This window comes from Streptococcus cristatus, assembly GCF_001578775.1.
GTDB classification, from domain to species: domain Bacteria; phylum Bacillota; class Bacilli; order Lactobacillales; family Streptococcaceae; genus Streptococcus; species Streptococcus cristatus_A.
Map to the genome: position 1 here is coordinate 642,616 of NZ_KQ969062.1, position 12,299 is coordinate 654,914.

Below are 12,299 nucleotides of genomic sequence, written 5' to 3' on the forward strand. Positions count from 1 at the left end.
AACTGACAGTATGGAAATTTCAATATTAACAGATGTTGGTCAAAAGCGGACAAATAATCAAGATTATGCCAATCTTTTTGTAAATCGGGCTGGCAAGACCATGATTATCTTGGCTGATGGTATGGGTGGTCACAGAGCTGGTAACATTGCCAGTGAAATGGCAGTAACAGACCTGGGTGCCGCATGGGTTGATACTCAGATTGACTCAGTGAACCAAGTCCGTGAATGGTTTGCAGAGCATTTGGAACAAGAAAATCAGCGCATCCATCAATTTGGTCAGGACGAAGAATACAAGGGCATGGGCACGACGCTAGAAGCCTTAGCCATTATTGATAATCAAGCCATCTATGCTCATATTGGTGATTCTCGCATTGGCTTGATTCGTGGTGAGGAATACCGCCAATTAACCAGTGACCATTCACTTGTTAATGCTTTGCTCAAGGCTGGACAGATTACACAAGAAGAGGCGGAACGCCATCCGCAGAAGAATATTATTACTCAATCTATCGGTCAAAAAGACGAAGTGCAGCCTGACTACGGCATGATCACGTTAGAAGATGGTGATTACCTTCTACTCAACAGTGATGGTCTGACCAATATGATTTCAGACAGCGAAATTTATGATATTGTCACTAGCGATATCAGCCTATCTGAAAAAACTGAAACCTTAATTCGCTTTGCCAACAATGCTGGAGGGCTGGATAATATCACAGTTGCTCTGGTTCGTTTTGACAAGGAGGAACAGGAATGATTCAAATCGGCAAGATCTTTGCCGGGCGATATAAAATCATCAAACAGATTGGCCGTGGAGGCATGGCAGATGTCTATCTGGCGCGAGATCTAATACTTGATGGTGAGGAGGTTGCTGTAAAGGTTCTTAGAACCAATTATCAGACGGATCCTATTGCAGTTGCCCGCTTCCAAAGAGAAGCCAAAGCAATGGCGGACTTGGATCATCCTTACATTGTCCGGATTTCAGATATTGGAGAAGAAGATGGTCAGCAATATCTGGCCATGGAATATGTGTCTGGGCTTGACCTCAAACGCTATATTAAAGAAAATTCTCCACTTTCAAACGAAGAAGCAGTTAGAATCATGGGGCAAATCCTGCTGGCTATGCGCCTGGCGCATACACGCGGGATTGTCCACCGTGATCTAAAACCACAAAATGTCCTCTTGACACCAGATGGCGATGCTAAGGTAACAGATTTTGGGATTGCCGTGGCTTTCGCAGAGACCAGCCTAACCCAGACCAATTCGATGCTGGGGTCGGTGCATTATCTCTCGCCAGAGCAGGCACGGGGTTCCAAAGCCACTGTTCAGAGCGATATTTATGCCATGGGGATTATTTTCTACGAGATGTTGACAGGGCATATCCCTTATGACGGAGATAGTGCTGTGACGATTGCTTTGCAGCATTTCCAAAAGCCTCTGCCTTCAATCATCGCAGAAAATCCGAATGTTCCTCAGGCCTTGGAAAATGTGGTCATTAAGGCAACGGCTAAAAAGCTGAGCGATCGCTATCAATCCGTTGCAGAGATGTATGTTGATTTGTCCAGTAGCTTATCTTATGACCGTCGAAATGAAAAGAAACTGGTCTTTGATGATGGGGCCAAGGCAGATACTAAAACTTTGCCAAAAGTTCCTCCAGTTCCTCAATCAGCTCCAAGTCCTGTTGCAGAAGCAGTGGCGCCTAAAGTTGCAGCTGATGTGAAGAGAGAGACCCCTGTTTTAAAAGCTCCAGTCAAAAAAACGAAAAAACGTCATTTAAGAGCTAGATACAAAGTTCTGTTCTTAGCTATTCTCTTAGTTTTTGCAGCCTTCTTCTTTCTGATCTACAAGAGTCCTGCTAATACTACAGTTCCAGATGTAGCAGGACAAACAGTGGCAGAAGCCCGTTCGACCATTACTGCTAAGGGCCTTGAGGTAGGAGAAATCAAGGAGGACTATAGTGATAAAGTGGCGGAAGGTAAGATCATCAAGACAGATCCACCAGCTAATAGTCAACGCCGTGAAAACAGTAAAGTGGATTTGATTGTCTCCAAAGGAGCAAAAACCTTTACGGTAGAAAATTATGTTGGTAAGAAGTCCTCAGAGGCGATTGAAGATCTGAAAAGCACTTACAATATTCCTGAGAAGCTGATCAAGATTGTAGAAGAAGAAAGTTCTGATGTTGAAGAAGGAGTGATCATCAGCCAAACCCCAGCTGCAGGTTCTTCTTATGATGTGACATCAAATAAACAGATTACTCTGACTGTTGCTAAAACAGTAACTACTGTTCCAATGCCGGACTTTGGTCATCTCCAAGTTTCGTACGCCTATGCACGGTCCTATCTGATGGAGATGGGAATCGCTTCGTCTCGTATTGAGCGAGTGATTGATCGCTCCGTGGAGTCCAGTCAAGCTGATTTGGTGACATCCCAGTCTCCAGCAGCTGGTCAAGGTATTAAATTGAAATCAAATACCAAGATTACTTTCTACGTGACAGACGGTACGGTAACAAGTTCTTCTAGTACAAGCGAACGTTCATCGTCGTCATCGCCTTCCAGCAGCACCACGAGTGAGAGTGAAAGTCACTCTAGCTCTTCTAGCAGCTCTACAACAGCATCGACGGACCATCAATAAGGCGTCTAGCTACAGTTATTCTTTAGACTTTGTAGAGAATTAGAAGTATATCCCTTGATTTTCAAGGCAGACTATGCTATAATCATTTTAGTGAATATAAAAGAGAGGCGAGGAAGTATCTTCGCCTCTTGTCTGTGAGGAGGTGCAGTCTTATCGCAACGATTGTTGAATTAGTAAGAGAAGTCATTGAGCCAGCCATCCAAGACCCCTATGAATTAGTAGATATTGAATATGGCAAGATGGGCGGTGACTATGTTCTCAGTGTTTTTGTAGACAAGCCCGAGGGGATTACGGTCAATGATACAGCAGATTTGACCGATATTATCAGTCCTCTGTTGGACTCTATCAAGCCCGATCCTTTTCCTGACCAGTATTTTCTGGAAGTGACTAGCCCAGGCTTGGAGCGTCCGCTGAAGACCAAGGAAGCTGTGGCAGCTGCAGTTGGAAGCTATATCCATGTCAGTCTTTATAAGGCACTGGATAAAAATAAGGTTTTCGAAGGAACGTTACTTGGATTTGAAGACGATGTCTTGCTCATGGAATATATGGATAAAACACGCAAAAAAGAAGTTGAAATTCCATATAATCTAGTGTCAAAAGCAAGACTGGCCGTTAAATTTTAGTAACAGATCGCAATAATATAATGAAGAAAGGAATACTTTTGCTTCAGCAAAAGTTACATGAAGATGAGTAAAGAAATGCTAGAGGCCTTCCGTATTTTGGAAGAGGACAAAGGTATTAAAAAAGAAGATATTATCGAAGCAGTGACAGAATCCCTTCGCTCTGCTTATCGTCGTCGCTACGGTCAGGCAGACAGCGCAGCAATTGAGTTTAATGAAAAAACAGGTGATTTCCATGTCTATACTGTCCGTGAAGTCGTGGACGAGGTCTTTGACAGCCGCTTGGAAATTAGCCTCAAGGATGCCTTGGCTATCAGCTCTGCCTATGAGCTAGGAGACAAGATCAAGTTTGAAGAAGCGCCAGCTGAATTTGGCCGAGTAGCAGCTCAATCTGCCAAGCAGACCATCATGGAAAAGATGCGAAAGCAAACCCGTGCTATCACTTACAATACCTACAAAGAACATGAAAATGAGATTATGTCAGGAACAGTGGAGCGCTTTGATAATCGCTTTATCTATGTCAATCTAGGCAGTATTGAAGCGCAGCTGTCCAAGCAGGACCAGATTCCCGGCGAAGTCTTTGCTTCTCACGACCGTATCGAGGTCTTTGTCTACAAGGTGGAGGACAATCCCCGCGGAGTCAACGTCTTTGTCAGCCGCAGCCATCCAGAAATGATCAAGCGCTTGATGGAGCAGGAAATCCCTGAAGTCTATGACGGAACTGTGGAAATCATGAGCGTGTCACGGGAAGCAGGCGATCGGACCAAGGTAGCGGTTCGCAGCCACAACCCTAATGTGGATGCCATCGGAACAATCGTCGGACGTGGTGGTGCCAATATCAAGAAGATTACCAGCAAATTCCACCCAGCCAAATATGATGCCAAAAGTGGCCGTATGATTCCGACTGAGGAAAATATCGATGTCATCGAATGGGTTGCCGATCCAGCCGAGTACATCTACAATGCCATTGCTCCAGCTGAGGTCGATCAAGTTATCTTCCATGCAGAAGACAACAAGCGAGCTTTGGTTGTCGTGCCAGATAATAAGCTTTCTCTGGCTATCGGCCGTCGTGGTCAAAACGTTCGCTTGGCAGCTCATTTGACTGGCTTTAGAATTGATATCAAGTCAGCTAGCGAATTTGAAGCAATGGAAGCAGCCAACGAGCTTGGTGGATTTGGCCAAGATTACGTACCAGCCGAAGTAGATGCTCCTTCAGCAGAATTTGAAGCGGAAGAGCTGAATGATACAGAAGTGGCAACTGAAATCGAACTCGAAGAAAGTGAAGCAGTAGCCGCAGAATAAGGGAGGCAGATATGGCAAAAACAAGAAAAATCCCTTTAAGAAAATCAGTTGTGTCAAATGAAGTGATTGACAAGCGTGATCTGTTGCGCATCGTCAAGAATAAAGAAGGTCAGGTATTCATTGATCCGACAGGCAAGGCCAATGGGCGGGGCGCTTATATCAAGCTAGATAATGAAGAAGCTCAGCAGGCCAAGAAAAAACGGGTCTTTAACCGTAGTTTCAGTATGGAAGTAGAAGAAAGCTTCTACGACGAGCTGATTGCCTATGTCGATCACAAGGTCAAGAGAAGAGAGTTGGGTCTTGAATAAAGAAAAACTAGCAAACTTGCTGGGTTTGGCCCAGCGGGCTGGCCGCATCATTTCAGGAGAAGAATTGGTCATCAAAGCCATCCAAGAAGGAAAGGTTCATCTGATCTTTCTAGCTGAAGATGCAGGACCAAATCTGACAAAAAAGATTACTGATAAAAGCCATTATTACAAGATAGAAGTGTCAACCGTGTTTTCAACACTGGAATTAAGCACTGCGATTGGCAAGGCTCGTAAAGTAGCCGCCATCACAGATGCTGGTTTTACAAAGAAAATGAGGTCTCTTATGCAATAGAAGAGGAGGACAAGAATTGTCTAGAATTAGATTGTACGAAATCGCAAAAGAATTGGGGAAGGAAAGTAAAGAGGTAGTAGCTCGGGCTAAGGATTTAGGCCTAGAAGTCAAAAGCCATTCTTCCAGCGTAGAAGAAGAAGCAAGCCAACGCATCAAGGCTAGCTTCGCTACTAAAGAAGTTGCTAAGCCTCTTCCAAAGAAAGAAGCGGCTGTCCAGCCAGCACCAAATAAAGTAGCTGAAAAACCAGCTGCTCCAGTCCAAAAGGAAGTGGCCTCTGCTAGAAAAGAAGAGCCAAAGGCTGTCGAAGCATCGACCGCTGAAGCTCCAGCTAAACCAGCTCCAGCTCGGCCACAAAGTCGAAATTTTAAGGCAGAGCGTGAAGCACGTGCCAAGGAACAAGCAGAGCGACGTAAGCAGCAACAAAATCGGAAACCACAAAATTCTGACCAGAAGGAAAGTAATGAGCGTGATCGTCATGACCGCAAGGCCAACAATGATCGCCAAGAGCGTCGCAATGACCGTCGTGATAATCGTGGTCAAGATGGTCGTCGGAATGGTCAGAATCATCAAGGATTTAACGGTCAAAACCGCCAACAGCCTCAAGGGCCGAAAATTGACTTTAAGGCTCGGGCAGCAGCTCTGAAAGCAGAGCAAAATGCGGAGTATGCCCGTTCTAGTGAGGAGCGTTTTAAACAGGCTCAAGCAGCTAAAGAGGCACATGAACGCCAGAATAGACGAAAAGAGCCAGTCCAAGCAGAGCCAACAACTGCTGAAGTATTTAAAGCTACTCCGGCTGAAACAGTCCAACCGGCTGCTCCTGCACCAGTACAAGCTGCGGTAGATACTCGTCGTAAAAAGCAAGCTCGACCAGATAAGAAGCGCGATGATTTTGATCGCGAAGAAGAAGGTCCAAGAAAACAACAAAAGAATCGAAATAGTCAAAATCAAGTGAGAAATCAAAGAAATAGTAACTGGAATAACAATAAGAAAAATAAAAAAGGAAAAGGTAACCAGAATCAGGTTCCAAAACCTGTTACAGAACGCAAGTTCCATGAGTTGCCAAACGAATTCGAATACACAGATGGCATGACCGTTGCGGAAATCGCAAAACGGATCAAGCGCGAGCCAGCTGAAATTGTTAAGAAGCTCTTTATGATGGGCGTGATGGCAACACAAAACCAATCTCTTGACGGTGATACTATTGAGCTCCTCATGGTGGACTACGGTATCGAAGCTAAGAAGAAGGTAGAAGTGGATACGGCTGATATTGAGCGCTTCTTTGTCGAAGAAGGCTATATCAATCCAGCTGAATTGGTAGAGCGTCCGCCAGTTGTCACTATCATGGGACACGTTGACCATGGTAAAACAACCCTCTTGGATACTCTACGTAACTCTCGCGTTGCGACAGGTGAAGCAGGTGGTATAACTCAGCATATCGGTGCCTACCAGATTGAGGAAAATGGCAAGAAGATTACTTTCTTGGATACGCCTGGACACGCGGCCTTTACTTCGATGCGTGCGCGTGGTGCTTCTGTTACCGATATTACCATCTTGGTCGTAGCAGCTGATGACGGTGTTATGCCTCAGACTATTGAAGCGATCAACCACTCTAAAGCCGCTAATGTGCCAATTATTGTGGCTATCAACAAGATCGATAAGCCAGGTGCTAATCCTGAGCGCGTGATTGGTGAATTGGCTGAGCATGGTGTTATGTCAACTGCTTGGGGTGGAGATTCTGAGTTTGTTGAAATCTCAGCTAAGTTCAACCAAAACATCGATGAACTTTTGGAAACAGTTCTACTTGTAGCAGAAATTCAGGAACTCAAAGCAGATCCGACAGTTCGCGCTATCGGTACGGTTATCGAAGCCCGTTTGGATAAAGGAAAAGGTGCAGTTGCAACCCTTCTTGTCCAACAAGGTACGCTGAATGTTCAAGATCCAATCGTTGTCGGAAATACCTTCGGACGTGTCCGTGCTATGACCAATGACTTAGGTCGTCGTGTCAAAGTGGCAGGTCCATCTACGCCAGTTTCTATCACAGGTCTTAATGAAACTCCGATGGCAGGTGACCACTTCGCCGTCTATGAAGATGAAAAAGCTGCGCGTGCAGCTGGTGAAGAACGTGCTAAACGTGCCCTTCTCAAGCAACGTCAAGCTACTCATCGTGTCAGTCTGGAAAATCTCTTTGATACCCTCAAAGCTGGTGAAGTTAAGTCTGTTAACGTCATTATCAAAGCCGACGTACAAGGTTCTGTAGAAGCCTTGGCTGCTTCCTTGCAGAAGATTGAAGTGGAAGGCGTTAAGATTACCATTGTCCACTCAGCGGTTGGTGCCATCAATGAGTCTGACGTAACATTGGCAGAAGCTTCAAATGCCTTTATCATTGGATTTAACGTTCGCCCTACACCACAAGCTCGCCAGCAAGCAGAGGCTGATGATGTAGAAATCCGTCTTCACAGCATTATCTATAAGGTTATCGAAGAAATGGAAGATGCCATGAAAGGAATGCTGGACCCAGAATACCAAGAAAAAATCATCGGGGAAGCCCTTATCCGCGAAACTTTCAAAGTTTCCAAAGTTGGTACTATCGGTGGATTTATGGTTATCAATGGTAAAGTTACCCGTGATTCTAAGGTTCGTGTCATCCGTGATGGCGTCGTAATTTACGACGGTCAGTTGGCTAGCTTGAAGCACTTCAAGGATGATGTGAAAGAAGTTACAAACGGCCGCGAAGGTGGTCTCATGATTGACGGCTATAACGATATCCAAGTGGATGATACGATTGAAGCCTATATCATGGAAGAAATTAAGAAATAAGCTAAGAAATCTGTAAAGACTCCCAGTGAAAAGCATATTGGGTGGAAGTCGATACTTCTATCCCAAGCACCTTTTCACAAAGAGTTTAGAGCGAATTTCATTCAACCAAAATTAAAAATATGAGAGTGGGACAGAAATCGGTAATTCGTTAGAATTCGATTTCGTCGTCCCACCTCCGCACAGTTGAGTAGGGCTGTAAAAGCTGATGAAATCAGCGTAGTAGAGCCCACTCAACCACTGCGTCTTGCTCGATAATCCAAAGACAATTGAGAGGCTAGGACTTTTGTCCCAGCCTCATATTGCAGAAGAAAAGATTAGAAAGGAAATCCTATGGCAAATCATTTTCGTACCGACCGTGTAGGAATGGAAATCAAGCGTGAAGTCAATGAGATTTTGCAAAAGAAGGTCCGTGATCCACGTGTCCAAGGTGTGACCATTACCGATGTTCAAATGCTGGGCGATCTGTCTATGGCCAAGGTCTACTATAGCATCATGAGTGACTTGGCTTCAGATAATCAAAAGGCACAGCTGGGCTTGGAAAAAGCAACCGGTACCATTAAGCGTGAACTTGGCCGAAACCTCAAGATGTATAAGATTCCAGATTTGACTTTCGTCAAAGATGAGTCTATTGAGTACGGTGATAAGATTGATCAAATGTTACGCAATTTAGAAAAACATTAATGAAAAGAGTGAGATGGGGCAGTGTTTACGAGCCCTGTCTCATTTTTATTTTTGAAAATACTTTTTAAAAGTTTTGAAAAAAGGTGTTGACAAGTGGAGATTATCCTGTTATACTAGTAAAGTACTCAATCGCGGGGATGGCGGAATTGGCAGACGCGCAGGACTAAGGATCCTGTGACCGCTTTAGGTCGTGAGGGTTCAAGTCCCTCTCTCCGCATAGGATTAGCTGACTTCGGTCAGTTTTTTTGTTTTCTCAAAGAAGCTGAAGATGTCTGAATTCAAAAATTGCTTGGGAATTACTTAAAATTTCAGGAAAAACTAGCAATTTTAATGAAAAAGTGATAAAATAAACAATGTAAGTGGTTCATTCCACAAAAAATTAGAGGAGGCCTATTACAAATGGCAATCGTTTCAGCAGAAAAATTTGTCCAAGCAGCTCGTGACAATGGTTATGCAGTTGGTGGATTTAACACAAATAACCTTGAGTGGACTCAAGCTATCTTGCGCGCAGCAGAAGCTAAAAAAGCACCAGTTTTGATCCAAACTTCAATGGGTGCTGCTAAATATATGGGTGGTTATAAAGTTGCTCGCAACTTGATCGCTAACCTTGTTGAATCAATGGGTATCACTGTACCAGTAGCGATCCACCTTGACCACGGTCATTACGAAGATGCACTTGAGTGTATCGAAGTTGGTTACACTTCAATCATGTTTGACGGTTCACACCTTCCAGTTGAAGAAAACCTTAAATTGGCTAAAGACGTTGTTGAAAAAGCACACGCTAAAGGTATCTCAGTAGAAGCTGAAGTTGGTACTATCGGTGGTGAAGAAGACGGTATCATCGGTAAAGGTGAATTGGCTCCAATCGAAGACGCTAAAGCAATGGTTGCAACTGGAATTGACTTCTTGGCAGCTGGTATCGGGAACATCCACGGTCCTTACCCTGCAAACTGGGAAGGTCTTGACCTTGACCACTTGAAGAAATTGACAGAAGCTCTTCCAGGTTTTCCAATCGTATTGCACGGTGGTTCAGGTATTCCTGATGACCAAATCCAAGCAGCTATCAAACTTGGTGTTGCGAAAGTTAACGTTAACACTGAATGCCAAATCGCATTCGCTAACGCAACTCGTAAATTTGCTCGTGACTATGAAGCAAACGAAGCAGAATACGACAAGAAGAAACTCTTCGACCCACGTAAATTCTTGGCTGACGGTGTAAAAGCTATCCAAGCATCAGTTGAAGAACGTATCGACGTATTCGGTTCAGAAGGTAAAGCATAAGAAGCTTGTAAAAGCTTGATATAACAGGGTTTATCCAATTTGGATAAACCTTTTTTCTTTGTTTTGTCACAAATTTGCCACACTTATTTAGTTAACGAATCTAATACAGGAATAATGAGATCTTTTGTTTTTTGTGTAAGGTGCAAATAGATATCTGTAACACGATCTTGAATCGCTTCGAGTGGAATTCCTTGCTCAGCTAAAAAACTGATACGTGTGTGACGAAAAATGTGAGTTGAAATAGAATCATCATTAGTACGAGAGCTTGAGCGATGATATTTAACATTTGAATCAGAATGACAGGAATAGCTAGTACAAAAGCTTCAAATATATTAAAGATGGCATAAAACATAGTAATTGAACATATGGTATAATAAAATGAAATCAAGTGATGGCGATATATCCAACTTAAATCGAAATAGTATAAAATTACGAGGAGATTATAAGATGAACGATTATATAAAATTCAATGAAGATAGATGGAATAATGTAAAAAATGACTACACTGAGCCATTGATACATGAAGAATTAGAAGAAGTTAGAAAACATCCCATTTCTGTTGCCTTAACTGTTGGGAAAAAAGTTCCGAAAGAATGGTTTGAAAAAGCCAACGGAAAAAAGATATTAGGGTTAGCTTGTGGTGGTGGACAGCAGGGACCAGTTTTCGCTGCAAAAGGTTATGATGTAACTATAATGGATTTTTCTAAATCACAATTACAAAGAGATGAGTTGGTTGCTAAAAGAGAAGGCTTAAAAATCAATACCGTTCAAGGCGATATGACAAAACCGTTTCCATTTGAAAATGAAACTTTTGATATTATTTTTAATCCGGTTTCAAATGTATATATAGAAGATTTAGAAAACGTATATAAAGAAGCCGCTCGAGTATTGAAAAAGGGTGGATTGTTAATGGTCGGATTTATGAATCCTTGGATATACATGTACGATGCTGACACTGTATGGGATAAACCCGATGAGGAATTACTGTTAAAGTTTTCAATACCTTTTAATTCAAGAGAGCTTGAAGAGGAAGGAAAGATAACCATAAATCCAGAATATGGATATGAATTTAGCCACACCTTAGAAAGTCAGATTAGAGGACAACTTAAAAATGGTCTCGCTATGATCGATTTTTATGAATCGTGTGACAAAAGAAATCGATTATCACGTTATGGAAATGACTATATAGCTACACTCTGTATTAAACTATAATATTATAGAATATACTTTAGGAGAATAGGCTGTTTTATTTTCCGTAAGGGTTAAAATCTAAATTCCAGTTTGTCAAAGTAAAAGCAAATAGCCGCTACTTCCTTTTTTGTTGTCAAACATTCAAAAACGGGAAGGAGAATTTATGAAAGAACTGAAAAATACAGATAAAAAAGGCAGTAGCACAAAGAGAAAGATTGGAAAGACCACCTATGAGGTTCTTGTCCATTTCAATGAAAATGCAACTGAAACAATGCAAGATAAACTTACAAAAATAATGCTGAGGGAGCTTAGGAGAAAATCGGACGAAAAAAGATGATTTTGATTAAAAAGTCCTTGACAAGTAGCAACAGGAAAAACAGCGAAGTCTATTCTAATTTTATGTGGTGCAAGGCTTGCATAATATAGGAAATATAAACGAATAATCAGGATATAGATAGAAAGGCTCGCTCCGGCGGGATTTTTCTTGTATAATGAAGCTAGAAAGTAGCTGATGGAGGTAAAGAAAGGTTGAAATGCAAGGAAAAAATGTTTAGCGCTGTTATTGATCGGCCGGTCGGTTTTAAAGATTCTTTTGGGAATGTCTATCTGATTAATTATGGCTATATCCCTAAGCTGATGGGTGGAGATGGCGAAGAGCAGGATGTGTATATTATTTCCCGTGACCAGCAGCAGCCTCTGGAAAATTTTACAGGAAAGTTGGTTGCTATCATCCATCGGCGTGATGATATAGAAGACAAGTGGGTCTTGGCTCCTGCTAATGAGGAGATTGACAAAATTTTGATAGCGGAGCAGACTCAATTTATGGAGCAGTATTTTGATTCCTGGATTGAGATGGTGTAAGAGTGCAGCGATTCAAGTATCTAAAATCCATGATAAAGACCAGAAATCGGCTCTTGTCAGTGCTGTTCTAACTGGTTTAGCTTAATAATGAAAGTCTATATTCGATTAAGCTTTCCTCAATATCGGATCAAATTGCAAGATCATAAGTCACGAAAAAAATCGCATGGATGAAACTGAGATGATTTGTCCATGCGATTTTTGTATTTAGGTGGCTGTCATGAGCAAAGTTCTATCTAGCAGAATAGAAATGTTTACGCTTCTTTCTTTTTGAGTAAGAAGAGACCACCGCTTGTAGCCAGAAGAATCGTTGCAACTGTAAA

The 12,299-nt window shown here is 42.5% G+C and carries 12 protein-coding genes and 1 tRNA gene; all 13 read left to right on the top strand.

Annotated features, from left to right (window positions below; all coding sequences use genetic code 11):
- The first annotated feature begins 10 nt into the window (after positions 1 to 10).
- The 13 genes from SCRDD08_RS03225 to SCRDD08_RS03285 all read left to right on the top strand — a co-directional run bounded on the left by SCRDD08_RS03225 (position 11) and on the right by SCRDD08_RS03285 (position 11,979).
- Entirely contained in the window at positions 11 to 751 is a 741-nt protein-coding gene (locus SCRDD08_RS03225; RefSeq protein WP_061422418.1) for a Stp1/IreP family PP2C-type Ser/Thr phosphatase, read from the top strand.
- Positions 748 to 2,625 (top strand): Stk1 family PASTA domain-containing Ser/Thr kinase, encoded by a 1,878-nt coding sequence (pknB, locus tag SCRDD08_RS03230; RefSeq protein ID WP_061422419.1) that lies wholly within the window; start codon positions 748 to 750, stop codon positions 2,623 to 2,625. The genes SCRDD08_RS03225 and pknB overlap by 4 nt, the downstream gene beginning before the upstream one ends.
- Before the next feature lie 134 nt (positions 2,626 to 2,759).
- A complete protein-coding gene (rimP, locus tag SCRDD08_RS03235; RefSeq protein ID WP_045498833.1) occupies positions 2,760 to 3,248 on the top strand; it encodes a ribosome maturation factor RimP in 489 nt (162 codons plus the stop codon).
- A 63-nt stretch (positions 3,249 to 3,311) separates the two neighbouring features.
- Positions 3,312 to 4,547, top strand: a complete 1,236-nt coding sequence (gene nusA / locus SCRDD08_RS03240; RefSeq protein ID WP_330997115.1) for a transcription termination factor NusA — start codon at positions 3,312 to 3,314, stop codon at positions 4,545 to 4,547.
- An 11-nt stretch (positions 4,548 to 4,558) separates the two neighbouring features.
- On the top strand, positions 4,559 to 4,855 hold the full coding sequence (gene rnpM / locus SCRDD08_RS03245; protein ID WP_045498837.1) for an RNase P modulator RnpM: 297 nt from the start codon (positions 4,559 to 4,561) through the stop codon (positions 4,853 to 4,855).
- The gene (locus SCRDD08_RS03250; RefSeq protein WP_005590926.1) at positions 4,848 to 5,147 is read left to right on the top strand and encodes a YlxQ-related RNA-binding protein; all 300 of its coding nucleotides are present in this window, start codon (positions 4,848 to 4,850) and stop codon (positions 5,145 to 5,147) included. The genes rnpM and SCRDD08_RS03250 overlap by 8 nt, the downstream gene beginning before the upstream one ends.
- Before the next feature lie 16 nt (positions 5,148 to 5,163).
- Entirely contained in the window at positions 5,164 to 7,965 is a 2,802-nt protein-coding gene (infB, locus tag SCRDD08_RS03255; RefSeq protein ID WP_061422420.1) for a translation initiation factor IF-2, read from the top strand.
- Between the two features lie 330 nt (positions 7,966 to 8,295).
- Positions 8,296 to 8,646 (top strand): 30S ribosome-binding factor RbfA, encoded by a 351-nt coding sequence (gene rbfA / locus SCRDD08_RS03260; protein ID WP_061422421.1) that lies wholly within the window; start codon positions 8,296 to 8,298, stop codon positions 8,644 to 8,646.
- A 131-nt stretch (positions 8,647 to 8,777) separates the two neighbouring features.
- Positions 8,778 to 8,863: transfer RNA gene (locus tag SCRDD08_RS03265), tRNA-Leu, on the top strand.
- Positions 8,864 to 9,045: 182 nt separating this feature from the next.
- Positions 9,046 to 9,927 (top strand): class II fructose-bisphosphate aldolase, encoded by an 882-nt coding sequence (locus tag SCRDD08_RS03270; RefSeq protein WP_001018995.1) that lies wholly within the window; start codon positions 9,046 to 9,048, stop codon positions 9,925 to 9,927.
- Between the two features lie 447 nt (positions 9,928 to 10,374).
- On the top strand, positions 10,375 to 11,139 hold the full coding sequence (locus SCRDD08_RS03275) for a class I SAM-dependent methyltransferase (RefSeq protein WP_061422422.1): 765 nt from the start codon (positions 10,375 to 10,377) through the stop codon (positions 11,137 to 11,139).
- Positions 11,140 to 11,281: 142 nt separating this feature from the next.
- Complete coding sequence (locus tag SCRDD08_RS03280) at positions 11,282 to 11,455, top strand: transposon-encoded TnpW family protein (RefSeq protein ID WP_061422423.1); 174 nt, start codon at positions 11,282 to 11,284, stop codon at positions 11,453 to 11,455.
- A 209-nt stretch (positions 11,456 to 11,664) separates the two neighbouring features.
- Positions 11,665 to 11,979 (top strand): inorganic diphosphatase, encoded by a 315-nt coding sequence (locus tag SCRDD08_RS03285; RefSeq protein ID WP_061422424.1) that lies wholly within the window; start codon positions 11,665 to 11,667, stop codon positions 11,977 to 11,979.
- Positions 11,980 to 12,299: the final 320 nt, after the last annotated feature.

Coding starts and splice junctions, on each gene's coding strand:
- SCRDD08_RS03225 (WP_061422418.1), top strand. CDS start 11: ATGGAAATTTCAATATTAACAGATGTTGGTCAAAAGCGGACAAATAAT.
- pknB (WP_061422419.1), top strand. CDS start 748: ATGATTCAAATCGGCAAGATCTTTGCCGGGCGATATAAAATCATCAAA.
- nusA (WP_330997115.1), top strand. CDS start 3,312: ATGAGTAAAGAAATGCTAGAGGCCTTCCGTATTTTGGAAGAGGACAAA.
- rnpM (WP_045498837.1), top strand. CDS start 4,559: ATGGCAAAAACAAGAAAAATCCCTTTAAGAAAATCAGTTGTGTCAAAT.
- rbfA (WP_061422421.1), top strand. CDS start 8,296: ATGGCAAATCATTTTCGTACCGACCGTGTAGGAATGGAAATCAAGCGT.
- SCRDD08_RS03270 (WP_001018995.1), top strand. CDS start 9,046: ATGGCAATCGTTTCAGCAGAAAAATTTGTCCAAGCAGCTCGTGACAAT.
- SCRDD08_RS03275 (WP_061422422.1), top strand. CDS start 10,375: ATGAACGATTATATAAAATTCAATGAAGATAGATGGAATAATGTAAAA.
- SCRDD08_RS03280 (WP_061422423.1), top strand. CDS start 11,282: ATGAAAGAACTGAAAAATACAGATAAAAAAGGCAGTAGCACAAAGAGA.
- SCRDD08_RS03285 (WP_061422424.1), top strand. CDS start 11,665: ATGTTTAGCGCTGTTATTGATCGGCCGGTCGGTTTTAAAGATTCTTTT.